Below are 23,624 nucleotides of genomic sequence, written 5' to 3'. Positions count from 1 at the left end.
GCGAGGACATCCCACCCCCTCCACCCGGTCGGCAGACGAGCAGGTGGAGGCGTTCATGACGTTCATGGAGATCGAGGGCAACCGCGTGGACGCAGCTCGCCGCCACGGCGGGCTGGTCGTCCTGGACAGGACCGTCGACACCCTCCTCGCCCACGCTCACGCCATGGACGAGATCTACGGCTTCAACGTCCTGCCTGAACTGACCCGCCGGGCCGAGGAGATGTCGCACCTGAGGCCGGACCGCACCCTGTACCTGGACGTGACGCCCGAGCTCTTGCACCTGCGGCGCAAGGCGGCCGGACACCACGAGGTCGAGCCGGAGTACTTCCTCCACGACCCCGCCTTCCTCACGCACTTCCGCGACTACTTCTGCCGCCCGGCCCGCCGCCCGGCGACTGCGGAGTTGGCCATCGCCTCCGGGGACGGCGACCGCCAGGAGACGGCCGCCGTCGTGCAGGCCCTCTTCACGTACTGGGCGGGTGTCCGGTGACCGGCCCGACGGTGGTGTTCGTATGGCGACGGACCCCGCCACCGCTGCTGGTCGGGGGCGCGGAGGTCTCCCAGCAGCTCCTGGCGGAAGAGTTCGTCGGGGCCGGCTGGCGGGTCGTCTACCTCGGCAGCCACGAGGCCCCCTGGAACGGGTCCGCCCAGATCGGCCACCTGCGCGCCCACCTCCGGGCCCACGGAACCGTGTGGGAGGAGGCCTGCGGGGAGTTCCGCTACCGGTGGAACGGCGTCTCGTGCCGGGCCGTGCCGCAGGACAGGGTGGAAGCGACCCTGAAGGGCCTCCTGACCAAGGCCCGGCCGGATCTGGTGGTGACCTCGCAGGAACGGGCGGCCGACCTCGCCGCACTTGCCCGCCGGTCCTCTCGGGTCGCCGGATGGCTGCACTCCGTCTCGGCCAACAGCATGGGAGTCCTCCACGGCCGACCGCACGTCGCCCTCGCCACGTCGGAGTTCGTCGCGGGACGGGCCCAAGCCCACGCCGACACCAAGGCGGTCGTCTTCTACCCGCCGTTCGCGCCGGCCAAAGGCGCCGGGCCCCTCCTCGCCGCTGGGCGCGGCACAGCTGGCCGAGTCCCCGGCGGCGTGCTGATAGTCAATCCCATCCCCGCCAAGGGCGCGGCCCTCCTGCACCAGCTAATCCGCCGGTTGCCCACCCTCCGGTTCACCCTCGTCGAGGGCTGGTGGGACACAGCCAGCGAGTTAACCGCGTACCCGAACGTGCACTGGGTGCCCCGCACCTACGCCATGGGCCCGATCTACGCCGCGAACGACCTGCTGCTCGTGCCCTCCCAGGTCGAGGACGCCTTCCCTCGGGTGATCGTGGAAGCCGGGCTCCACGGCATCCCCACGATCGGCTCGTCCCGCGGCGGCATTCCCGAGGCGGTCGGGGACGGCGGAGTGATCCTCCACCCCGACGACGTGGACGGCTGGGTGCAGGCGATCGAGTCGGCGGACCGGACCGGCCTCGGCGCGAGCGCCCGCGCCGGGGCAGCGCCGCTGGTCCGGCCGTGCCTGCCCGAGCTGGCTGCCGCCGGACTCATCCCGGCGGCAGCAGCCGCCGACTAACGGGCCGCGTAGGCGGCCTGCACCTCGTCGCCACGCTCGGTCCACCAGTTCAGCAGTGCCTCGTCCGTCAGGAACATCTCGCCGAAGGCGGGGTCTTGGCGGTCGAGGTAGAACTCCAGCTGCCAGAAGTCGGTCAGCCGCTTCCACCACAGCCGCTTCACCGCGTCGGCGAGGTCGCCCTCGGACAGATCGATCACGGACCGGTATCCGGAGCAGAACGCGGCAACACGGTCGAGGTCGAAGGCACCACCGACCCCGAACTGCACCTGCGCGGTCCGTGCGACCTCCTCCCCGTACGGCCGGACCCCGAGCCGGTCCCAGTCCAGGACCGCCACCACCCGGCCGTCGCGGCGCAGCAGGTTGCGGTACTGGAAATCGCCGTGTGTCCACCCGTAGGGCCCGGCCGGCACCTCGCCGTCCGGCCGGGCATCGGCGTTCCGCGCGAGAAGGCCGCGGCGGTCGTGCAGGGCCTCGGCGGCGGCCTTGTCGAAGTCCGTCACCGGAGCGGACGGCAAGCGGCTCAGGAGACCAGCAGCCGCACGGTCTGCCTCGGCCACATCGCGGACCTTCGCCACCGGCGCCTGCTCCGGGACCGGGCCGGGACCATGCCGCCGCAAGCCCTCGTGGAGGCGGCCCAGCAGAGCACCGAGATCGCGCACCTGGTCGAGCGGGAGATCCGTCCCTTGGAGGTGCTCGCCGTCCACCCACGGGAGGACGCAGTAGCCGTGACCACCGACTTCCGCCACGAGGTCACCGTTGGCCGCGCTCAGCGGCGCCGGCACGGGGATGCCCTCGCGAGCCAGGTCCAGGAGGACCGCAAGGTTCCTGCGGACCTTCGGCAGAGGAACGTCGGTGATCTCCTTGAGCGCGAACACTCCAGCAGCGGTCACAAGCCGCCAGTTCCGGTTCATCAGGCCGTGGGCAAGGAACCGCCGATCACTCACCGCGCCCAGCCCGAACGCGTCGGACAGGCTAGGCAGCACTGCCGTCAGAGCATCTTCTCGAGTCGTATCCGTCACCCCCAGCACGGTACGCCGACCCCGATTCGCGCACCCGAATTCGTCACCCAGATCCCCACCGAGAGTCGGAGGGAGAGGCGAGCCGAGATCGCTCCCGCCACCAGCTCGCCTGACTCCGCCCGTGGCGGAGCCGGAACAGTCCTGGCGGCCTCACTACCCTGACCGACGGACCACCCGCGGCCGTACGACGATCGGGAGACCATGACGACGCCCTCCACCGCCCGAATCGAAGACCTCCTGCAGACCGGCGTTCGCGAGGAGGTCTACCCCGGCGCGGTGTGGGCGGTCGGTGACGCCGACGGCATCCGCGCGAGCGGAGCCGTCGGCCTCCTCGATCCCGACCGGCCCGGCGAACCAATGCGGCTGGACACCGTCTTCGACGTGGCCAGCCTTACCAAGATCCTCGCCGTCTGGTCCACGATCGGCACCCTCGCCGAAGAGGGCAAACTCGACCTCCACGCCCCTCTGGGCACCTTCTGGGACGAGGTCGCCGGCCACCCCCTGGCCCAGGCCACCGCCCACCACCTCCTGACCCACACCGCAGGCCTGCCCCTGCGCGCCAACCTGAGGAACCTCTACGGCACCGACCCCCACGACATCCGCGACGGCGTCCTCCACGAAGCCCTCCACCGCCCACCGGGCGAGGCCGTCGAGTACACCGACCGGGCCGCCCTGATCCTCGGCTACCTCGCCGAATACCTCTCGAGCCAGCCCCTGGACCAGCTCGCCACCGACCGCGTCTGGCACCCCCTCAGCATGACCCGCACCCGCTTCGGCCCTCTTCCCACCACCGATGCGGCCCACTGCGCCCCCACCGAGTACGACGAGGCCACCGGCACCCGCCTCAAGGGCACCGCCCACGACTTCTCCGCCCGCCTCCTCAGCGGCGTCTGCGGCATCGCCGGCACCTTCTCCGTTCTGGACGACCTCGCCCTCTTCCTCCGCCACATGCTCGCCCCCACCCAGGCAGCCTTCGGCCAGACCTGGATCAAGGACTCCCTCCGCCTCCAGACCGGTGCCCTCACCCCCGCCCGCGGCCTCTTCTGGCACCCAGCCCCCGGCACCGAACCGGCCGAGGACATCTGGGTCCACTACGGCTTCACCGGCACGGGCATGTGGATCAGCCCGGCCCAAGGCCGCTGGGCCGTCCTCCTCACCAACAAGCTCCGCTTCAACCGCGCTCGGGAACCCTTGACGGAAATCCGCAACGCTTTTCGCGAAGCCGCGTTCCTTGCGCCAGCTCGGCAGATCACCACACGTTCGTAGCACCGCCGAGGCCTCGGGAGCCCGACTTGAAGGGTCGAGGATGCGGAAGTAGTGCGCGCCCAGACGTTGCTGCGAGCCACCATCGTGATCAGGATCGCCCAAGCTAGCACTGCCTGCACTCGCCGACCCATCCAGTCCGTTGGCACCACCGGACGAGAATCCGATCTCGCCCAATGCTCCTTCTCATGGCGGGCGTTGTCGTTGTGCCCTACCCTGATCGCTGTGGCTGTGGGGGAAGACGCCCACCTCAAGGGATTCTCTGGGGCTCGCCGGGCGAAGATGTGGCTCGAGGGCACGATGCGGATCTCGGGCGCGTACGCGAACACCGACTCGCCGTCGTGTGCCCGGCGGCTGACCCTGGCATGGCCCCACGGTGGACAGACCTTCTCCTTCGATCTGGGTGGCGCGATGCGAGGGGCCCCGTACCACGGGGACATGTTCTGCGCTGAGGTGAAGAACTACCAACAACCCAGCGACCAGGGAACGCAGTTCGATGAGTTCGTCGCCAAGTGCTACGTGGCTTGCCAGACGGGTCATCTCCTCAGCGATCACCTGATGTGGATCACATGGTCACCCTTCCGCGCTAACACCTGGACTCAGCTGCACTCTCCAAGGCATGTCGAGGATGCGGTACTCATCCACCATGCGCGTGTCTTTGGGACGAGCGATCGCGCGGAAGCAAAGGCTGCGATCAACCAGCAGGTAGTCGAGACTGTTGCGAAACGACTGTGGCTAATCGTGCTGTCCGAGAAGCAGGAGACGCTGGTCCCCCTCAAGGACTGGGAAGCCATCGTGGCTGCCGAACTGATCCGAAAGGGAGAGCAGTGGTGAACGAGACATCACAGGCGATCATGGCTGCGCTCGACGAGACGGAGCAGAGCCAACCGTTCGCCAGGGTCAAAGAAATCGTGGGTCATCAGCTGCGGAGAATGGATCCGCGGGCGGAGGTCATCACGACTGGCTTCTTTAACCACACCTACGCCCCTGACATGGTGATCCGGTGGCCTCAAGCAGCCCGCACCACAGATCGGTACGTGTATCTCCGCACTACGGCCAACCCGGCGGAGCTGCGGGAGGACATCACACGACTCCAGACGAAGGACCGGCCGCTGATCCTCTCGCTGGGTGAACTAGAGGCCACGCAGGCGACCGACGCCCTTCAGCCGACCGCCTCTGAGCATCAAGCCCTACTGCTAGACACGCCGGCCTTCGGCGAGCTGACACCAGCCCACGACACACCCAGCGTTCCACGGCTGATCTCCAGTTCAATCATCGAGGGGGGCCGGGGCGCAATGAATGCACTGGCAACCACGCAGTTCACCAACGCAGTTGCAACCGGCGTTGGTGCTGCCCGTGACGGAGACCCCAATGGCACACGCATTGCCGTTGAGGCTGTCTCGGCTCAGATGGTCCCTCAAGTAGCAGATCGAATGACGGCCTTCATGGCCGCACTGTGGCAGGGCGGAGGTTCGACTCTTTCCAGTTTCCCCGGCCCATTGCGGCGATCCGGCCGATTGGATGAATCGACTCTGGCCTACCTCCTAGGTAGCGAGGAGATTCCGGACCCAGCCTTCTGGCAGAGGCTACTCCCTATGGTCAGCCTCCCCCTCCTCTTGCGCACGCCTATCCGCGACCCGGATAACCTTCAACACCTCATGCGATCTGCCGTCGCGCGTTGGCAAAGCCACGTTTGCGTGATCGCGCGCGGCACCACACCAAGTGCGCCTATCGGACCGTGGCGCTGGGCGGTTGAGCGAGGCCATCTATTGCTACAGACGCCACAGTTCCGCACCTATGTCGCACAAACGCGAAAAGACCTCAACACCTCAGATACCTTCGACGAGCCAAGCCTGGAAGATGTACGCACCCGTGCAGATCGCTTCTCCATCCCGCTGACGTCGATCAGGATGCTGGTCACTGATAGACGCATCGGATATGACGGCCCTGGCGACGACGTCGTCCATGACGAGCAGCTCGTCGGCATCAGCGAAGCGCTCGGACAGTCGGAGGCTGTTTTCGAGGCTGACGCACGCACCCCTTCAGGAGCCGTCCTGCGTTGCAGCTTCACCCAGCTTCTGGCCAGCGCACGAGGGGCCCGGAGCCAGGTCGCACTCGATGAACTCATCGGCACAGCGGCCAGGCTCCTCTGCGAACTTACCGACCCAGAGGCTGAAAATCTATCTGCTCTCCTTGGAGCACAGGGACAGCCAATTGCCGCACCTTGGAACCAACCGTCCCTGTTTGACTCTTAGCACCTGCGACGCGGATTTGCTCGCGCGGCGCCCACTGCCAGCCCACATACCGCAGGCGCCTGGTGGCTAAGGAAGCGACCCCGACTATCCGATTAATCTCCGAGCCCCGTCTCGCGGAAGACGGGGCTCCCCCTTCGGCACGCTATCGCGGCTGGTATCTACATCTTGGCATTTTCGAAGAATGCCGCAACCTGCGTCCACAGAGAGTCCAGCATTCCTTCTGCGCCCGAAAGCATTCTCGGCACAAGCGCCTCCACCTTCTCCCCCCGCCAGGCGAGTGCATAGTCGTACTCCGTCGCCGACTCCAAGGCCTCTCCCTCCAGCGATACCTGATGCTCGAAGCCAGGCGCGATACGGTGTGCAAGCACGTTCCGGGTGCGTGCGAGCTCGCCGTAGAACGACGAGTCCTTCACCGCCGTTAGCTCGATAGCCAAGCCGGAGCCAGGCCACTGCTTCGCGTACTCGGTCGTAACGGTCTTCGGGTTGATGCTCCTTCGAGTGTCGTCACCGGTGACGTGAGCGAACCCTGTGGGGCGGATCTGGGCACCAACAAAGTAGAGGCCGTAAAAGCTGCTCTCGAAGGCCGAGTGGAGCGAGACGACGAAGTCGAACAGCGCGGCCTGCGCGGCGTAGTGCCAATCGCGCCCGCGATCGTCCCGCTGCTGGCGGGCAAGCGCCAGCAACTCCTCGCCGGCCTCCCAGGCCCTGCGGTGCCGGTAGACGACTGCGACGGCCGCCCCAGTGATCTCCGCGCGGACATCTGGGGCACGCGACGGCTCGGTGATCTTCGCCGGCTTCACGGCAGCCTCGATATACGCCCGGTCGAAGGCGTCCTGGGGGAACCCGGGCGCGGCGTCCCGGCTGACTATCGTGTGCATGGAGGCGATCCTGGCACCCTCTGCCAGCATTGTCTCGAAAGACGGGGGATACCAGCAAGGGATCGACTGCTGGCAGCGCGATCACTGTGATCGGATTCAGCGCGGAAGCCGCAAACACGAAGAATCGCCAGCTGGCGCGACGAGGCCGTTGGGGAACCAGCTGAGACACCAGCCTCTGACGGGACAGGGAGGAGCACAGTGCACAGGGATCTTCCGGCGCCGTTCCAGTTGCTGGCTTGGGAAGCCCAGTTCGCCAAGCATGGTCGTTGTCCCGGGCACAGCCGCCACCTCAACGAATGAGGCGACGGCCGCTACATAGTTCTCCGGAATCGCTACGGTGAGCCGTGCGGCCACTGATAGCACGACGCCCCCGGGGAGCGCATGAACGAGCCCATTGCGCCAGACAGTGCCGATCGGCCCGAAGGGGAGACGACATCGGCACCCGCCACTGTTCCCCCGGAGACGCATGCCGGGGAAGCCACGGCCGCAACCGGTGACGCTGTGCGAGGTTCCAGCACTTACGCCACCGGCGGTGGCGGCGTTTCGTTCGCGCACCGTGTCGCAACCGTCTATCTCGCCGGCCTACTGACCGGCGAACGACGGGCGGAGGTATCTGAGCTGCCGGTTCGGCGGGTGTCGTTTCAAACCGGGCCGGAGCACCCGGTGGACGACCTCCTTGTTCAGTGCGGCGATGGGGCCGCTGAGGTCATCCTCGCCGTGGCATGTCGAGCAACGCCAAACTTCGTCCAGAGCCATGCCGACACGGTGAAACTCGTCGGGTCACTGCTCGCCGAGATCGAGAAGTTCGACATCGACACTCACCGGGTGGCTGTCGCGGCAGCCGGTCGGTCCGACCAGTGGGATCAGCTCGCGACGCTCTGCGGCGTCGCGCGTGCCCACGCCGACCCGGAGTCGTTCCAAGCGGCCATGGACGTCGATGGCCGCTGGTCGAAGCCGGTACGTGAGCGCCAGCAGCATTTCCTGAGGATGGTCGAGAAGGCCGTCGACGACGACACCACACCGGGAGAAGTCCTACGGCTGGCATGGCGGCTGCTTGGCCGGCTACACATCCTCGGCTTCGCAGTACAGAGCCCGGACGAAGGTGACCGCGCGGCGGTCGCGACTTCGCTGGACGGCGTGGCGTCGGCAAACACAGACGGAGTGGCGGTCCGGGACCGGCTCGAGGTTGAGGCAACCCGCTACGATGCAACCGGTGCCGTGGTGGACCTCAAGATACTTCGCCGTGACATGCACCTGGTTTTGGGCTCGGCCGCAACTAGAAGCCGACACGCGTGGTCGGTGCTTGCTGAACAACGCAAGCTTGCCGTCTCCGGAGTGCGAAGCACCATCGGTGATGAGTCATCCGGCGGCGCGGTCAAGATCTCGTTCGCCGACCGCCGCAAGCAACTCGCCGAGGCCCTACGCGAGGCTGGCGGCCATGCATCGGGTCTGTTGGTATCCGGCGAGTCGGGCATCGGTAAGAGCGCGTTGACGCTGTCGGCGATCGCCGCGTTGGAAGCCGCGGATCCCACCCAGTTTCAGGGGGTGGTGGTGAACTTCCGCAGCCTGCCGCAGTCGAGCATGGAGCTGCGTGCTGCACTCGGGATGGCGATGGAGGACGCGCTCGCGGAACTGTCGGCACCTGAGCGCGTCCTTGTCATCGATGCGGCCGATGCTGCTCTGGAGCGGTCTGCCGGCCTGTTGAGTGACCTGGCGTCGGCAGCGGCTGAGGCGGGCGTAGGGCTCGTGGCAGTAACCTCTGACGTGGCATCGGATTTCGTACGGGAGCAGTTGGAGCTCGCCTTCGCGAAGCCCATTCCATCGTTCACAATGCGGCCACTGGGCGACGAGGACATCTCGGTCGTCTCAGATCACTTTCCGCTGCTGCGCGCGGTTCTGCGGGACCTGCCCACGAACTCGCTGCTCCGCAGGCCCGTTGTGCTGGACCTTCTGGCCCGGACAGGGGCGGAGCCCGAGAGCTCACTGGGCGAGTGGGAGTGCCTTCAGCTGGTGTGGAGCAAGGTTGTCCGGGGCGACGGACGTCCCGGGGTCGGTTCGGCGGAGGCACGCGAACGGACCATGCTGGCGGTGGCCGCTGCGACGATGAAGCTGCCCGAAAGCCGTCGGCCTGACGCAGGCGTGGATGCCGCAGCAGTCGATATGCTGCGTCGGGGCCATCTGCTCGCGCCAGCGAGCCCGTATCGGGATCAGCCGGAGTTCGCGCACGACGAAGTCCGGCGGTACGCAACCGCCATCCTTCTCGTTCGTGGCCAGAGCCCGACCGAACTGCTGGAGGTGGTCCAGGCGCCCCGGTGGGCGCTGTCGGCCGCCACGCTTGCGTGCAAGGGACTGTTGAAAGCACCGGACACTCGACCCGTTCGGAAGTTCATCGGACTGCTCTCGCAATTCCAGGCGTTCGCGGCAGCGCACGGGCCCAGGTGGACCGACGTCCCGGTGGAGGCGGTCCTGGAGACGCCGTTCGCGTACGAGTGCCTCAAATCGGCATTCACAGATCAGTCTGCCGACCTGACGCTCGGCGATGCGGTTCGAGTCGTCCAGCAGAGGCACAAAGCCAAGGGGCTGGTCGACCGCCTGATCTCGGGCCCCGTGGTACGGGTTCTCCTCGATAGCGAAACACCGTGGGACGTGTCGGAGCAATCGTTCGAACTGCTCGCGGACTGGCTGCAGGCCCTGTCGCTGGCGCAGGTACCGGCTGGCAACGGGCTACGCATTCGCTTGCGGGACCGTCTCCTCTCCTATTGGGATTCGTTCCCTCGGCGCGAAGCCAGCGGGGACCGACTGCACGGGCGGATGTCACAGCATCGTCGTTCGCAACGCAATTTGGACTACCACCTGACCAAGGAGGAGTTCGTCGAAACGTTGGCGCTGCTCGGACCGGACATCGACGATGCCGTCGAAGCGTGCCTCCGGACCATCGCGGACGACGCACCAGCGTTCCTTGCTCCCGCTGCGGACTCGCCGTTGAGCGCCCGAGCCTTGGCGCAGAAGGACCCGGAGCTGTTGGCGACGCTGATGGCGGCCTACTACATCGACGACGACCAAAGCTGGCACCGACAGGAGGGTGTCCGGCGGCATCAAGGCCGATGGACCAGTTTCGGACCGCCGTTCTTCCAGTACTACTTCGGTGGGTTCTGGCAGCTGTTCCAGACAGCGCCGTTGCGGACCTCGGTGCGGGTGCTCAATAGCGTTCTGAACAGCGGTGCGCGGGCACGCGTGGCAACACTGTCGCGGCTTGGTTCGCCCGGAGGTCTGGCTCGGTCCGTCGACGTCCGGGACGAGGAAGCGGACGGCACGCCGAAGAAGGGAGAGGGCGGAGACCGCGGTATGGTCCTGAACCTCGACGGCACCGCCCGCTCGTATGACGGCGACAGTCACGTGTGGTGCTGGTACCGGGGCACATCAGTCGGGCCCTACTCGGCCATGAGCGCGCTTCAGGCGATGGAACGCCTCGCCGACTCATGGCTGAGCCAGGGTGCGCCTCCGGGGAAGGTTGTCGCGGCCCTCCTGGACGGCTGCGAGAACCTGGCGATTCCTGGGATGCTGTTCGGTCTGCTCGTGCGCCACATCGAGAACGTCGACGCCGAGCTCGACCCATTCCTCGCCGAACCAGTCGTCTGGGAGCTAGAGTTCGGCCGCCACGCGAGTGAGTACGTAGGGCTGCGTGCAACGACCGAAGGGCTCGCGAACCTCGAACGTCGCCGATGGACACCGCGTGAGGTCGCCATGTGGCTGATGATCCACGGCGGGGAGAAGCGCGCCGACGCTTTGAAGAAGGTCGCCAACCAACTTGTCGAGAACGGTGATCGGCTCGGGATCAGTCGGGAGCGCACGAAGAACTGGGCCGCCAGCCTGGACTCGGAGCGATACCGAATCAAGCACCACGGTGATGAGTTCCACATCGAGGTCGAATCTCCGCCTGAGATGCAAGCCGCGCAGGAGAAGCATGCGGCTCACCAAGAAGTCGTGCAGACCGCCCTGCGGCTGCAGAATCGGTACTGGGGCTCGTCCAGACACAAGCCGGATTACGTGCCGCCCCTGTCGGACGAGATTGCCACAGACCTGGTAGCAGGCCGTGCCTTGCTCGAGTCCGATGGGGAGCAACTGCCGACTCGGCCTGTTGACGTCGTGGCCCACGTGGTCCGAGCAGCCGTCACACGAGCCGCCGCCGGGGATATGAAGGCGCTCGGTCCCGAAGCTCACTTCGCAACTGAGTTCGTCATCAGCATCGCGCTGTCGTTCAAGGACGCCGAGGATCAACGTCACGAGGGCCAGTACTTCGACCTCGGTGCCGACCGAGCCGTGGCCGCGACCCTGCCGGCGTTCCTCACGCCCGCACTGGCAGCACCACTCAAAGCGGCCGGTAGTTCGACTGAAGTCGTCTCCGAAGCCGGTCTTGCGATGGCAGGCAGGGCGTCCTCGGAGACGCGGCTACACCTGACGCGTGGATGTGATGCCGTCTGGACGGTCCCGTGCCACTTCGCCCCTTGCATCCACCGGACCGCTTTGAACTGGGCCCTCGAGACCGCACGTTTCGCAGAAATCGGTCCGTGGGACCAGGAAGGCCAGCAACGGCGGGAAGTACAGATCACCGGCGACATTGCCAAACGCCTTCAGGTGCTCCCGGGTGACTCTGTCGACATCGCGACTCTCGACGCGGCCCTTCGCGGACTCGGCGCAGCCGCGTCGAGGGACCACTGTTGCACAGAGGAAGCAGCCGCGCTCCTGGCCTCATTCCTCGACATCCAGCGACGCGCCATGCTCGCACACGAGAAGGCGGGCTGGACCGCGGATGACCGCGGCATCCACACCCTCGTCGCCGCACGGGCCCTACTCGAAGGCTTCGCGAAGAACGGCGACGCCGGATCACTGCTCGAACACCTCGACGCCCTTCGCGTGGATGCAGGACTGATGTCGAACTTCCTCCACGGTCTTGCCGCAGCAGGTGCAGAGAACGAGCGGCTTGCAGACGCGGCCCGAGGTGCCTGGCCGATCTTGCTGCGCCACGCTGTTGGCTATCTAAGCGACGACACGAACCCATACCTCGACCATCACTGGGGCGACTGGGCCGCCGCCGCCCTGCTACCGGATCCTCGTACGTGGGCGGAAGGCATGCACAACGAGGTCGTCGGTCAGGTCATCGATTGGGTCCGTGCTGAAGACCTCCTTGAGCCGATCGACGATTGGCTGCCGATCGCTCGAGGGGAGGTCAAGTCCGTCGACGCGCTCATCGGCCTCCTACGGAGGCTCCCGGAGGAAGTCCAGGCCACCCGCGGTGTGCACTGGGTCTCCGACCTGTGCATTCAAGATGGACGTGTGACGGTCCCGAAGTCACATCTCTCGAACATTTGGCTCAAGGACGTGCGCAGAACGGCCGAGGAACTCGGCAGGTTGGACGAGTGGCAGATGCTCGTCGACTCCTTGGTCGTCGCCGGAAACGAGGGACTCGCACCGTACAGCAGGTGATGTCTCAGGGTCCCTGCCGAGAGCGCGCGGTCGCCAGTCTGGTCGTGATCCCTCACACGTCCGTGCGACGCGAGTATGGGTGGGCGCTGATGCGGGCGGGTGCGAGGTCACCGTCGCAGGGTCGTCCGACTTAACGTACGGCACGGGGCGTGCCCACCCCGGAGTGCCAACAGCCGCTGGGGAGAATCTGGGGAGAATGAAGCCCCTTGGGGAGCGGCTGGGGAGGATCGACCGCATCGATCGGCAGTACGGTGAAAGGGCCGGAAAGCCGGGTCGTCGCAGGTCAGAGCGCCTCTCCGGCCGATTCTCGCAGGTCAGTGCCCCGAGGGTGACGACTTCAAGAAGATCTCCTCCTGGGCCGCCATCCTCTTCGCACCCACACTCGTGGGAACCATCTACGGCATGAACTTCGAGACCATGCCGGAACTCCGCTGGGCCGCCGGCTACCCCTTCGCGATCCTGCTGATGGCAGTGGTCTGCGTCAGCCTGTACGTAATCTTCAAGAAGCGCGACTGGCTGTAGACAGTAGCTCCACTCCGTTGATCAACTTTACATTCGCGAACGACCTAAAAGACCACTTCCAAGGGCCTGGGGGGAATCTGGGGGGAATCCACTCCGCTGGGGAGCAGGCCACTTCACCGTCACCCGCCGTTCCCCACATCTGATGCAGCCCGACCCAAGCAACCCGCCCGGCTGGTCACGTGGTCGAGCACCCTGGTGACGCCTCGCCGTCCCCGACCCGACGAGACCCTCACCAGCTCGCCAGCATCAACCCCCGATCGGCGAGACCACCTGCCCTGGCACCTACGCACGGGGGATCATCGACGCGCAGTCGGTATGGGCAGCGGCCTCGGTGCCGTCCGCCTCACGCGGCTACGACGGCGGGAGAAAGATGCCGGGCCGCAAGCGGCACATCGTGACCAACACGCTCGGTCTGCTCCTGGCCGTCGCGGTCACGGCCGCGAACATCGGCGACCGGGACGCTGCCGTGGGCCTGCTTTCGCGACTGCGTCGCCTGCACCGCGACATCACCCTTGTCTGGGCCGACGGCGGCTACACCTGCCCCATCGTCGACTGGTGCCGTCAGAAGCTCGCCCTGACCTTGGAGATCGTCAAACGCACCGACGCCATGGAGGGATTCGTGGTGCTGCCGAGGCGCTGGGTGGTAGAGCGCACGTTCGCGTGGCTGATGAACTCCCGCCGTCTGGCCCGGGACCACGAGACACTGCCGGCGACCAGAAGGCGGAGTTCCAGGCGTGGGTGGAGTTGTCGGGCAGGGCGATGTCGTCCGGGCGCCCGCCCAGCATCCGGGCCAGGAGCCCGTACACGGAGTCGATCCGCTCCCGCTCCCGGTCGGCCGCCTCGTGCGCGCCCCGTGAAGCGTTTGGCGGAGATTTGGGGAAACGATGGCGGCCCTCGCCAGGATGGACACGTCCGCATCACCCACTGATGTGAAGGAGATTCCCATGAAGAAGATCCAGGTCCGCAAGGCCGGTCCGGTCCGTCTGACCTCCTCGGCGTGCGACGTCTACACCAACCCGAGCTGATCCTGGCTGAGTTGAGCCCCGGCACCTGATCGGCCGGGGCCCGGCGCCGTCGTGCCCCGGACCGCCCGAGGCGACTCGGGCCGTCCGTCGGCACGACGGCGCCTCCCGGGCGGCGGGCCCCGCCCGCAGCCGGTCCGGACCGCAAGCCGAGGGAGGCCCCATGCCGGAGCACGGCATCCGCAGTGAGGCAGACACGCCCCTGTCGTTCCACCCGCTGGTCTACCTGGAGGACGGCGAAGAGGTCACCATCGGGCGGCCCGACACGGACTCCTACGGGATCTTCCCGGTCGACGGCGCCCACCTCGTGCGCCGCCTCGAGGCCGGCGCCACCCCGTCGCAGGCCGCCGACTGGTACTCCGCCGAGTACGGCGAACAGGTCGACATCGACGACATCATCGGCGCCCTGCGCGAACTCGGCTTCGTCCGCGAGGAGGGCGAGGAGCCCGCGCAGACGGGCCCGGTGCGCTGGCAGCGGCTCGGCCGCGCCCTGTTCTCCCCGCCCGCCTGGATCTGCTACGGGCTGATCAGCGCCTGGGCGCTCTGGCGCATGATCCGCTCCCCGGACCTCGTACCGGCCGCGGAAGACATGCTGTTCAGCGAGTACTACGCCGTCATCAGCCTGGTCATGCTGGTCGCCGCGGTACCCCTGATCGCCATCCACGAGGCCTTCCACGCCTTGGCCGCCCGGCGTCTGGGCATCGGCTCCAAGACCAGGCTGTCGCACCGCTTCTACTTCCTCGTGGTCGAAACGGCCCTGGACGGGCTCGTCGCCGTGGAACGCCGCAAGCGCTACCTGCCGATCGTCGCCGGGATGGTCGTCGACGTCGTCCTCGTCTCCCTCCTCATCACCGTCGCCGACGCCGCCCGCGGCCCCGGCGGTGCCGAAACCACCGCCAGCCGCGTCTGCCTCGCGGTGGCCTTCGCCGCCGTGCTGCGGGTGCTGTGGCAGTTCTTCCTCTACCTGCGCACCGACGTGTACGTGCTGATCACCACCATGCTCGGCTGCGTGGACCTGCACACCACGTCCGTACGCCTGCTGCGCAACCGCTTCCTGCGGCTGCGCGGGCGCACCGAGGGGCTGGCGGACGAATCCCTGTGGCACCCCGTCGACCGCCGGGCCGCCCGCTGGTACTCCTGGCTGATCGTGGCCGGCTACACCTTCAGCCTCAGCACCTTCCTGCTGGCCCTCGCCCCCGTCTTCGTGGAGATGGTCTCCGGAGCCGTCAGCCGCTTCGGCGGCGAGGGCTCCAGCTGGGTCGAGCTGCTGGACTCCTCGGCCTTCCTCATCATGGCCTTCTGGCAGACCGCCCTCACGATCTGGATCGCCGCCCGGGAGCGCCTGCGCGCCCGCACCTCCCGCACCCACCACGTCATCGGCTGACGGACGCCCCCCGTCGGCTCGGCCCCCCACCTCGACGAGCCACGCCCGCCCGGGCATTCGCTTCGCGTCGGTGACCACCCGCTTCGCCAAGACTCCGGCCGCGATCCTCGACCGGTCCGCCTTCCGGGCGGCCAGCGCGCGTCGTTGTAGACCACCCGTGTGCAGCCGAACGTACGGGCCGGCGCGATGCGCTGACCCGGCGTGGGATCGATCCGGAACGAGTACCGCAAATGCGCACAGGCAGGCTACCGGCCGCCACTGACAACGCCGCTCCGCCCAGCAGGCGAACCGGCTCCCCCTGTCCCGCAACGCGGGAGCTCCGTATCCTCCCCGGCCCGAAGGCCGCGGTATCCACGAAGGAGTCCTGATGACCGGCCACTACTGGATCGCGGCGCCCCTGCGCCGCGAACGCGACCGTCTGCGGGCCGGACTCGGCCTGCCCGCCCCCCTGGCCGTGGTCGACGCGCACCGGCGGCTGCGCGGCCCCTACTCCGCGGCGGGCGCCCTGCTGCGCCAGGTCGCCCCCGAGGCGCTGCGCCGCATGCCCGAACTGGCCGCCCGCCACTACATCGAGCTCCAGGAGAGCACCCCGGAACTGGCGCCCCTCGTACCGCAGAGGATCCGCGCCCTGGAGAAGATAGCCAATGCCCCCGGCGAGGCCAGCCGCTACCCGGCCCGGCTGCACTCGCTGCGCGTCTCGCACGGGATCGTGGACTTCCTGCTCGCGGCCCTCCCCGGATCCGGGGACGGCCCGCGCACCCTCGTCGTGGAGAACGTGCAGCACGCTGACGTCACCGACCACGAGTTCCTCGCCGCCGCCCTGCGCCGGATCCCCGCCGAGCTCCTGACCCTGGTCGTCGCCACCGACACCGCGGAGCTCGAAGATCCGCCGGGCATGGTCTCCGTGTCCCTGCCCGCGGAACTCGCCGTGCGCACCACCCGCGTCCACCACCCCGGGGCCCCCGCGGGCGCCGAGCCCGACGGGCCGGCCCCCGACGGCGCCGGGTCCGGCAGCCCGGCCGAGGCCGCCGCCCGGTACGTGGCCGGCGACTGCATCAGCGACGAGCCCGCACTGCGCGCCGCGTACGAGGCCCTCACCGGCCCCGAGCGCGCTGCCCTGCACGACCGCCGGGCCGAGGAGGTCGCCGCCCGCGCCGAGGAGGAGCCCTCGCTCCGGCTGGGCACCCTTCCCTACCACCTGCTGCGCGGCAGCGACGGCGACGGCGCCGGACTCGACGCCCTGCGCTGGGCCCAGCTCCGCTGCAAGTACCTGGGCCTCTATCACGCGGCGGCCGAGATGGGCGAGGAGGGCCGCCACCGTACAGGCCCCGACGTCCGGCCCGACCTGTGGTGGCCTTTCACCCGCGAGACGGGCGTGTGCCTGGCCGCCGCCGGACGGCCGGAGGAGTCCGCCGCCGTCCAGGAGGAGGCGCGCTCGCAGACCACCATGCCCAAGCACCACATGAGCCTCGCCTACGAGACGGGCATGCTGTACGCCCGCCACTTCCCGCCGGAGCTGCGCGACGAGCGCAGGGCCCGCGCGTACGTCAACCAGGCCATCGCGATCTCGGACCTGCTGCCGGACCTGAAGGAACGCGCCTTCTTCTCCGTGTTCAACCGCAACGGCCTCGCCCTGGTCGAGGTCCGCGCCGGCCGCCCCGACGAGGCCCTGCGGCTGCTGGACGAGGGCATCGAGCGGCTCGACCGAGAGCTCGGCATCGGCGAGCGCACCTGGCACCGAGTCGGCCTGCGCTACAACCGCGCCCAGGTCAACGGCATGAGTGGCCGGCTGGAGGATGCCCTGGAGGACTACGCCTCCATCATGGATCTGGACCACGACTTCGCCGACCACTACTTCAACCGCGGAAGCATGCTCCGCCGGCTCGGCCGCATCGAGGAGGCCATCGCCGACTACGAGCGGGCCATCACCCTGGAATCACCCTTCCCCGAGGTGCACTACAACCGCGGCGAGGCCCGGCTCGAACTCGGCGACCTCGACGGCGCGCTGGCCGACTTCGACCGGGCCCTCGAACTGGAGCCGGGCAACCTGGAGGCCCTCCTCGCCCGCGCGGGCCTGCTGGCCGACCAGGGCGAGGCCAAGGCGGCCCTGGCCGATGTCGAGGCCGGGCTACTGGTCGACGCCGAGCACCCCCATCTGCTCTGCCTCCAGGGCCGGTTGTGGGGGGAGGAGGGCCGTACGGCCGAGGCCCGCGACTCCCTCGACGCGGCCCTGCGCCACGATCCGGAGCTGGCCGAGGCCTGGGCGATCAAGGGCGGACTCGCCTATGTGGAAGGCGACCTGACCGCCGCACTGGCCGATTTCAACCGGGCGGTGGAGCTGGAGGCCCGGCCCGAGTTCCGGTTTAACCGGGGCGTGGTCCACGAGGCGGCGGGCAGCCTGGTCCAGGCGGTGGCCGACTTCGACGCGGTCCTCGCCGTCACCGACGACGAAGAGGCCCGCAGCCGCCGGGAGACCTGCCTGCGCGTGGCCGAGCGGGCGCACCCGTAGGGGCCGGGATGGACCTCCATCAGCAGGAGAAGCAGCAGGAGCGCCAGCGGGAGATGCAGCGGGAGCGCGGGACCGGCGGGGCCGTGTCCGGGGCCGCGTTCACCGAGGCCATGTCGCGGCTGGTCACGGGGGTGGCGGTGGTCTCCGCCCGGCGGGGCGACGGCCGGCCCTCGGGGCTGCTCGTCTCCTCCGTCTGCTCGTACAGCGCGGACCCGCCGTCGGTGCTCGTCGCGCTGGCGCGCACCTCCCGGACCTGCCGGGAGATCACGGCGGGGCCGGACGCGTACTTCGGCGTCCACCTGCTGGCCCGCAGCCACGCGGCGCTGGCGAAGACCTTCGCGGGCAGCTCCGGGGACAAGTTCGCCGACGTGCTCTGGGACTGGGACGGGACGGTGCCGCGGCTGGCGGGCGTCCCGGTGTACGCGAAGTGCCGTGCGGGGGCGGTGCTCCCGCACGGCGACCACGTGATCGTGGTGGGCGAGGTGGTCGGCTGCGCGGTGGCGGAGGACGACCCCCTCGTGTACTTCCGGCGGCGGCTCGACTGGAGCCTCGGGGGCTGAGCGGGGTAGGCGGGTCAGCAGGGTGAGTACGCCGGTACGCGGAGCGCGCGTACCGGCGTACTGCTGTCTGCGCGAGCTGGTGTACGGCTGCGTGCGGGTACGGTCGTGCGAACCCGCAGCCGTACGTACCCGTGGCCCTGCGGATGCGCGGCCGTGCGGCCCTCAGCCGCCGAGCGCCGCGGGGTGGAGTGCGCCCGCCGGGCGGCAGCCGTCGTGCCGGGTGTTGTCGGGCCGGGCCCCGCTGAGCAGGGCCTGCTGGGCCGCGCGCAGGCCCGGTCCCGGTTCGATTCCGGTGTCCTCCACCACGGCGCGCCGGGCCCGGGTGTAGGCGTGCAGGGCCTCGGCGCGGCGGCCCGCGGCGGCCAGGGCGAGCATCAGCTGCTCGTGGAAGTCCTCGCGCAGCGGGTGGCGCGCGCACAGCTCCTCCAGCTCACCGACAACCTCGCGGGCCCAGCCGCTGCAGATGTCGGCGCCGATCCGGTCGTGGACGAGGGCGAGCCGCTCCTCTTCGAGCCGGACGGTGTAGTGCGCGGGCAGGCAGGCCGGTCCGAGGTCCCCGAAGGGGGTGCCCCGCCAGAGGGCCAGGGCCCGGTGAAACGATTCTGCCGCGGTGGTGCAGTGGCCCGCGGCCCGCAGTTCCCGGCCGCGCGCGGCCAGCGTGCGGAACCGGTCGAGGTCCAGCTCCCCCTGCTGTACGCGCAGCAGGTAGCCGTTGCCGGAGGTGAGCAGCAGCGGGTGCCTGCGGGGGTCGCCGCCCCCGCGGCTGTGCTCGGGGGCGAGCACACGCCGCAGCCCGGACACGTACATCTGCACGGTCGCCACGGCCGAGCGCGGCGGCCGGTCGTCCCACAACTCGCCGATCAGGGAGCAGATCGGGAAGCGGCGGTTGGCGTGCAGCAGCAGCAGCGTGAGCAGGGCGCGCCGCTTCAGGGAGCTGGGCGTGCACGGCACCCCGCCCCGGCGGACCTCCAGGGGCCCCAGGATCCGGTACGTCGGCCCGTCGGCCGGCCCGCCCCCGCCGGTCAGGTCTGGGGCGGGCCCGGGACAACCGGGTAAGTCGGGGTCCGCCGGAGGACCGTGGACGGGATCTGACGAGGATCTTTCGGTTCTGGCCAGCACTGGTCTGCCACCCCCGCGCTACCGGCGCCCTCGGGCGCACTGTCCTGTCGGCACGCGGTGGGGCTCACCGGCGCTCACGACAATGGATACGGGATCACGCGTGAGGGTGTCAGGGGCGCGAACCAGACAACTTCCGCTAAAAATAGATGAGTTGTAAACCGGCAGCCGTCCTCAGCCGTATGCCCGCCGCATCTCGGCCAATAACCGGGGCGCCCGGCCCGGCTCGGATCTTCTCCTTGGCAGGGGCCCGCCGCAGGGTTAGCGTGCCTCGATCTCCTCCCGACACGCACGTTCTTCCCGATCGTCGACCGCCGACCACGGCCCTGCCGACCGGTCCGTTCGACCTGCCGTGAGAGGGCACCCAGCCATGTCCGCACGTCGTACCGTCGCGGCGACCGCCACCCTGGCCGCCGCCGCACTCGTCTCCCCGCTGCTCCTCGCCGGCCCCGCCGCCGCGGGCGCCGAAGACTCGGGCCGGGCCGCCGCCGACCGCGGCGCGGCCCTGGCGGCGCAACTCGTCCGGGAGTCCACGGCCAAGGACGCCTTCCGGCACCTGCGGGCGTTCCAGTCGGCCGCGGACTACAACGGAGGCAACAGGGTCGCGAGTGCGAAAGGCCACGAGGCCTCGGCCGCGTACGTGGAGGGGGTGCTGCGCAACGCCGGCTACCGGACCTCCCGCCAGGAGTTCGGCTTCGTCTACACCGAGGACCTCGCCGAATCCCTCACCGTCGACTCGCCCACCCCGCGCGAGGTCACCGTCCAGCTCATGGCGTTCACCGCCCGCAGCCCCGAGGGCGGGGTCACCGGGGAGCTGGCCGTGGTCCCCGTCGACGCCGACCACACCCACGGCTGCGAGCCGGGCGACTTCGCTGCGGGCGCGTTCACCGGCAGGATCGCCCTGGTCAAGCGCGGCGGCTGCTCCTTCGCCGTCAAGCAGGGCAACGCCCACGCGGCGGGCGCGCTCGGCGCGATCGTCTACAACAACACCTCCGGCAAGATCAACGGGACCATCGGGGACTCCACCCTCGCCCGCATCCCCACCGGAGGGATCAGCCAGGAGGACGGCGCGGCGCTGACCGCGGAAGCCGCCGCCGGGCCGGTGACGGTCACCCTCGACATCCACGAACTGCGCGAGAACCGCCGGAGCTTCAACGTGGTCGCGGAGACCCGCGGCGGGGACGCCGCCAACACGGTCCTCCTCGGCTCCTACCTCGACTCGCAGCACGGCACCCCCGGCATCAACAGCAACGGCTCCGGCTCGGCCGGGCTCCTCCAGGTCGCGCTGAAACTCGCCAAGTCCCAGGACAAGGTGGGCAACAAGGTGCGGTTCGCCTGGTGGTCGGCGCAGGAGTTCGGCGTCGCGGGCTCGCAGGCGTACCTCTCCGCCCTGACGCCGGAGCAGCGCGCGCAGATCCGGCTCTACCTCAACTTCGAGACGATCGCCTCGCCGAACGGCGCGTTCTTCGTCAGCGACGGGGACGACTCCGACCGCGTCGGCGCGGGCTCCGGCCCGGAGGGCTCCGCCCAGCTCGAGAAGGGCATCACCGACTTCCTCGACGCGAAGGGCGTCCCGCACGAGGGCACCGACTTCATCGGCCTGTCGGACTACGCGCCCTTCCTCGCGGCAGGCATCCCCTCGGGAGGCACCTTCACCGGCTCCGACGGCCTCAAGACCGAGGCCCAGGCGGCCAGGTTCGGCGGCCAGGCGGGCACCGCGTACGACGTGAACCACCACCAGCCCGGCGACGACCTCGCCAACATCGACATGCGTTCCTTCGACGTCAACATCGACGTCATCGCCGACGCGGCCGGCCGCTACGCGCACGACCTCGGGGCCCTGGGCGGCAACTGACCGCCCGATCGCGGAGGGCACCGCCCCCGCGATGCCGCCCGCGGCGTCCGGGGCCCTGCCGTGCCGCACGGCAGGGCTCAGGAGGGGTGCCATTCGGCGAGGAGGATGGTGGCGTCGCCGCTCAGCCGGTGGTGCTGGTGGGTGAGCACGTCCTGGACCAGGCGGCGCAGGGCCTCGGGGGCGTTGTTCCCGGCCGCCAGCGAGCGGATGACGGCGTCGCCCAGGCGCTGTTCGCCGAAGAGGCCGCCGTCGGGGGAGCGGGCTTCCGTGACCCCATCGCTGTAGAGGAGGACGCGGTCCCCGGGCTGTAGCCGGGCGTGGTTCGGCTCGGGCGGGGCGTCGCTGTGGAAGCCGAGGCCGAGCGGCAGCTGCGGGGTGCGCTCGAGGTATTGGTGCAGTATGTGGCCGGAGGGAGCCGGCGGTCAGGTTGTGGTCGAAGGCGTCACCGATGTCGGATCATCTCGCGGACCAGATGAAGATGGCGGCGAGGTGGGGTCCGGCGAGGTAGATGGTGGCGGTCTTGTCGTATCGAGTGGCCAGGCCGCGCCATTGGTCGGGAAGGGTCATTGCATGATCGGAATCTGTCCGGGTTGATCACGCAGGGCTGATTCACAGTCCGGGTGATCATGTGGCGTCGCTGGTCACGGCAGGATGACGATCTGCGGCGGAGCCGTCACGCACGCGACGAAGCTCCGGTTTTCGGGGTGACCTCGCAAGTCGCCCTGAACATCCGGAGCTTCGATGTGCCGCCAGTCTTCCACCGTCTGCCTGACCAAGTCACCCTCGCGTCAGCACCGCGCAATCACGCAGGCGGCGGACCGCCTCCAGACGCTTCCCGACCCCGTGCCCGGCGGGGACGCCGTCACGCCCTGACCTCGGTACTGCTGGTCGCGGCCTGCGCGGTCCTGGCCGGCGCCCGCTCCTGCCTTGCCATCGCCCAGTGGGCCCGCGCCGCCCCGCAAGACACCCTGTCCCGCCTCGATGTCCGCTGCACCGGCGCCCTGGGCGTGCGCACCGCCCCGAGCGCCTCCACCATCCGCCGCGTCCTGCTGAGTGTCTGCCCCGGCGGCCTGGCCGACCTGCTTGGCCATCGCCCGTCCGGAACCGAAAGTCTGGCGGTCGACGGCAAGAGCGCCCGGGGCTCGCGCACTCACGACACCGCAGCCGCGCACCTGCTGCCCGCCGTCACCGGGACCGGCCGCACCGTCACCCAGCTGCGGGTCCCGCACAAGACGGAAGATCCTGCGGCACCGCACCGACCTCAAGACCGGAAAAGTCACCGCCAGGCATCACCTCAACGGATCGGCCGGCTGGCTCGGTCGCAATGGGTGATCGAAAACCGGAGCCACCATGTCAGGGACACACCGTGTTCGCCGAGGACGCCTCGAAGATCCGCACCGGCCACGGTCCGGAGAACATGGCCACTCTGCGGAACCTGGCGGTCAACACCCTCCGCACCGCAGGCCACGCCAGCATCGCCGCTGGCCTCCGCGAGCCAGAAACAGCCTCTGCTGGGGGGAATCTGGGGGGGAATGGAGCCCCGTTGGGGGGCGGCTGGGGGGAATCGGCTGTAGTCATGAGCAACACGGTGAAAGGGTCGGAAGGCGGATCACCACAGGTCGGCCTGCCCGTACAGTCGATTTCCGCAGGTCAGCGGCGTGCAGGTGACGGCTTCAAGAAGATCTCCTCGTGGGCCGCCATCCTCTTCGCCCCCACCCTGGTGGGCACCATCTACGGCATGAACTTCGAGGACATGCCGGAGTTGAAGTGGGCAGGCGGCTACGCCTTCGCGATCCTGCTGATGGCAGTGGTCTGCGTCAGCCTCTACGTCATCTTCAAGAAGCGCGACTGGCTCTAGCAGGCACGTCGCGACGGTTGATCCGCTCAGAGGTTGTCTCACGTGGCGAGTTTCGCGAGCTTCTTGTAGCGGGTCAGGGCGGCGGCCATGGCCAGGCCTCGGCTCTGCCAGTCGTTGCGGACCACGTACGGGATCTTGAGACCACGAGCAGCCCATGGCAGGCTCGTGCCGCATGATCGATGAATTCGCGAAAGACAACCTGCACGGCAGACTGCGGCGGGACCGCAAGGCTCTGCTCTGGAAACTCGACGGCTTGTCCGAATACGACGCCCGCCGACCTTTGACAGCGACCGGGACCAACCTCCTCGGCCTGGTCAAACACGTGGC

The 23,624-nt window shown here is 68.9% G+C and carries 17 protein-coding genes and 3 pseudogenes; 15 read left to right on the top strand and 5 right to left on the bottom strand.

Annotation, left to right across the window (positions count from 1 at the left end; genetic code table 11):
- Window positions 1–55 precede the first annotated feature (55 nt).
- Both AB0D94_RS29205 and AB0D94_RS29200 read left to right on the top strand, forming a co-directional pair.
- Window positions 56–490, top strand: a complete 435-nt coding sequence (locus tag AB0D94_RS29205; protein WP_362057553.1) for a hypothetical protein — start codon at window positions 56–58, stop codon at window positions 488–490.
- Window positions 487–1,572, top strand: a complete 1,086-nt coding sequence (locus AB0D94_RS29200) for a glycosyltransferase (protein WP_362057550.1) — start codon at window positions 487–489, stop codon at window positions 1,570–1,572. The genes AB0D94_RS29205 and AB0D94_RS29200 overlap by 4 nt, the downstream gene beginning before the upstream one ends.
- Here AB0D94_RS29200 and AB0D94_RS29195 read toward each other — a convergent pair.
- The gene (locus AB0D94_RS29195; RefSeq protein ID WP_362057639.1) at window positions 1,569–2,516 is read right to left on the bottom strand and encodes a phosphotransferase; all 948 of its coding nucleotides are present in this window, start codon (window positions 2,514–2,516) and stop codon (window positions 1,569–1,571) included. The genes AB0D94_RS29200 and AB0D94_RS29195 overlap by 4 nt on opposite strands.
- A 276-nt stretch (window positions 2,517–2,792) precedes the next feature.
- Here AB0D94_RS29195 and AB0D94_RS29190 point away from each other — a divergent pair, with 276 nt between their 5' ends.
- The 3 genes from AB0D94_RS29190 (at window position 2,793) to AB0D94_RS29180 (ending at window position 6,109) form a co-directional block, all read left to right on the top strand.
- Complete coding sequence (locus AB0D94_RS29190; protein WP_362057547.1) at window positions 2,793–3,857, top strand: serine hydrolase domain-containing protein; 1,065 nt, start codon at window positions 2,793–2,795, stop codon at window positions 3,855–3,857.
- Between the two features lie 222 nt (window positions 3,858–4,079).
- On the top strand, window positions 4,080–4,688 hold the full coding sequence (locus AB0D94_RS29185; protein WP_362057544.1) for a hypothetical protein: 609 nt from the start codon (window positions 4,080–4,082) through the stop codon (window positions 4,686–4,688).
- Window positions 4,685–6,109, top strand: a complete 1,425-nt coding sequence (locus AB0D94_RS29180; protein ID WP_362057541.1) for a hypothetical protein — start codon at window positions 4,685–4,687, stop codon at window positions 6,107–6,109. The genes AB0D94_RS29185 and AB0D94_RS29180 overlap by 4 nt, the downstream gene beginning before the upstream one ends.
- 158 nt (window positions 6,110–6,267) lie before the next feature.
- Here the strand turns inward: AB0D94_RS29180 and AB0D94_RS29175 are convergent, their stop codons facing one another.
- A complete protein-coding gene (locus tag AB0D94_RS29175) occupies window positions 6,268–6,987 on the bottom strand; it encodes a hypothetical protein (protein WP_362057538.1) in 720 nt (239 codons plus the stop codon).
- A gap of 381 nt (window positions 6,988–7,368) precedes the next feature.
- Here AB0D94_RS29175 and AB0D94_RS29170 point away from each other — a divergent pair, with 381 nt between their 5' ends.
- The 4 genes and pseudogenes from AB0D94_RS29170 (at window position 7,369) to AB0D94_RS29155 (ending at window position 15,399) form a co-directional block, all read left to right on the top strand.
- Window positions 7,369–12,471, top strand: a complete 5,103-nt coding sequence (locus tag AB0D94_RS29170; RefSeq protein WP_362057535.1) for a hypothetical protein — start codon at window positions 7,369–7,371, stop codon at window positions 12,469–12,471.
- Window positions 12,472–12,801: 330 nt separating this feature from the next.
- Window positions 12,802–12,993 (top strand): annotated as a pseudogene (locus AB0D94_RS29165) (CorA family divalent cation transporter); the annotation flags it as partial.
- A 331-nt stretch (window positions 12,994–13,324) separates the two neighbouring features.
- A complete protein-coding gene (locus AB0D94_RS29160) occupies window positions 13,325–13,921 on the top strand; it encodes a transposase (RefSeq protein WP_362057532.1) in 597 nt (198 codons plus the stop codon).
- A gap of 257 nt (window positions 13,922–14,178) precedes the next feature.
- Complete coding sequence (locus tag AB0D94_RS29155) at window positions 14,179–15,399, top strand: hypothetical protein (protein WP_362057529.1); 1,221 nt, start codon at window positions 14,179–14,181, stop codon at window positions 15,397–15,399.
- Window positions 15,400–15,548: 149 nt separating this feature from the next.
- Here the strand turns inward: AB0D94_RS29155 and AB0D94_RS29150 are convergent.
- A pseudogene (locus AB0D94_RS29150) lies at window positions 15,549–15,629 on the bottom strand (helix-turn-helix domain-containing protein); the annotation flags it as partial.
- A 137-nt stretch (window positions 15,630–15,766) separates the two neighbouring features.
- Between AB0D94_RS29150 and AB0D94_RS29145 the strand changes: the two are divergent.
- Both AB0D94_RS29145 and AB0D94_RS29140 read left to right on the top strand, forming a co-directional pair.
- The gene (locus AB0D94_RS29145) at window positions 15,767–17,908 is read left to right on the top strand and encodes a tetratricopeptide repeat protein (protein WP_362057526.1); all 2,142 of its coding nucleotides are present in this window, start codon (window positions 15,767–15,769) and stop codon (window positions 17,906–17,908) included.
- An 8-nt stretch (window positions 17,909–17,916) separates the two neighbouring features.
- Window positions 17,917–18,468 (top strand): flavin reductase family protein, encoded by a 552-nt coding sequence (locus AB0D94_RS29140; RefSeq protein WP_362057523.1) that lies wholly within the window; start codon window positions 17,917–17,919, stop codon window positions 18,466–18,468.
- Window positions 18,469–18,630: 162 nt separating this feature from the next.
- Here AB0D94_RS29140 and AB0D94_RS29135 read toward each other — a convergent pair whose 3' ends face one another.
- On the bottom strand, window positions 18,631–19,419 hold the full coding sequence (locus tag AB0D94_RS29135; protein ID WP_362057520.1) for an AfsR/SARP family transcriptional regulator: 789 nt from the start codon (window positions 19,417–19,419) through the stop codon (window positions 18,631–18,633).
- A gap of 535 nt (window positions 19,420–19,954) precedes the next feature.
- On the opposite strand from AB0D94_RS29135, the gene AB0D94_RS29130 reads away from it, so the two are divergent.
- Window positions 19,955–21,439 carry a M28 family peptidase gene (locus AB0D94_RS29130; RefSeq protein WP_362057517.1) on the top strand — a complete coding sequence of 495 codons (1,485 nt, stop codon included), beginning with the start codon at window positions 19,955–19,957 and terminating at the stop codon, window positions 21,437–21,439.
- A gap of 77 nt (window positions 21,440–21,516) precedes the next feature.
- Here the strand turns inward: AB0D94_RS29130 and AB0D94_RS29125 are convergent, their stop codons facing one another.
- Window positions 21,517–21,807, bottom strand: a complete 291-nt coding sequence (locus tag AB0D94_RS29125; RefSeq protein ID WP_362057636.1) for a PP2C family protein-serine/threonine phosphatase — start codon at window positions 21,805–21,807, stop codon at window positions 21,517–21,519.
- Between the two features lie 258 nt (window positions 21,808–22,065).
- On the opposite strand from AB0D94_RS29125, the gene AB0D94_RS29120 reads away from it, so the two are divergent.
- The 3 genes and pseudogenes from AB0D94_RS29120 to AB0D94_RS29110 form a co-directional block, all read left to right on the top strand.
- Window positions 22,066–23,013 (top strand): transposase family protein, encoded by a 948-nt coding sequence (locus AB0D94_RS29120; protein ID WP_362057633.1) that lies wholly within the window; start codon window positions 22,066–22,068, stop codon window positions 23,011–23,013.
- A gap of 101 nt (window positions 23,014–23,114) precedes the next feature.
- A pseudogene (locus AB0D94_RS29115) lies at window positions 23,115–23,297 on the top strand (CorA family divalent cation transporter); the annotation flags it as partial.
- Window positions 23,298–23,469: 172 nt separating this feature from the next.
- The coding region (locus AB0D94_RS29110) for a DUF664 domain-containing protein (protein ID WP_362057630.1) at window positions 23,470–23,624 on the top strand (155 nt) is incomplete at its 3' end.

Origin of the sequence: Streptomyces sp. NPDC048255 (assembly GCF_040652415.1) — a bacterium.
Lineage (GTDB): Bacteria > Actinomycetota > Actinomycetes > Streptomycetales > Streptomycetaceae > Streptomyces.
The sequence above is the reverse complement of the archived record's forward strand: the minus strand, read 5'-3'. Positions and strand labels throughout refer to the sequence as shown.

Excerpts from the sequence above, each read along its gene's own strand:
- AB0D94_RS29205 (WP_362057553.1), top strand. The coding sequence starts at position 56 with ATGACGTTCATGGAGATCGAGGGCAACCGCGTGGACGCAGCTCGCCGC.
- AB0D94_RS29190 (WP_362057547.1), top strand. The coding sequence starts at position 2,793 with ATGACGACGCCCTCCACCGCCCGAATCGAAGACCTCCTGCAGACCGGC.
- AB0D94_RS29175 (WP_362057538.1), bottom strand. The coding sequence starts at position 6,987 with ATGCACACGATAGTCAGCCGGGACGCCGCGCCCGGGTTCCCCCAGGAC.
- AB0D94_RS29170 (WP_362057535.1), top strand. The coding sequence starts at position 7,369 with ATGAACGAGCCCATTGCGCCAGACAGTGCCGATCGGCCCGAAGGGGAG.
- AB0D94_RS29155 (WP_362057529.1), top strand. The coding sequence starts at position 14,179 with ATGCCGGAGCACGGCATCCGCAGTGAGGCAGACACGCCCCTGTCGTTC.
- AB0D94_RS29145 (WP_362057526.1), top strand. The coding sequence starts at position 15,767 with ATGACCGGCCACTACTGGATCGCGGCGCCCCTGCGCCGCGAACGCGAC.
- AB0D94_RS29140 (WP_362057523.1), top strand. The coding sequence starts at position 17,917 with ATGGACCTCCATCAGCAGGAGAAGCAGCAGGAGCGCCAGCGGGAGATG.
- AB0D94_RS29130 (WP_362057517.1), top strand. The coding sequence starts at position 19,955 with ATGTCCGCACGTCGTACCGTCGCGGCGACCGCCACCCTGGCCGCCGCC.
- AB0D94_RS29120 (WP_362057633.1), top strand. The coding sequence starts at position 22,066 with ATGTGGCGTCGCTGGTCACGGCAGGATGACGATCTGCGGCGGAGCCGT.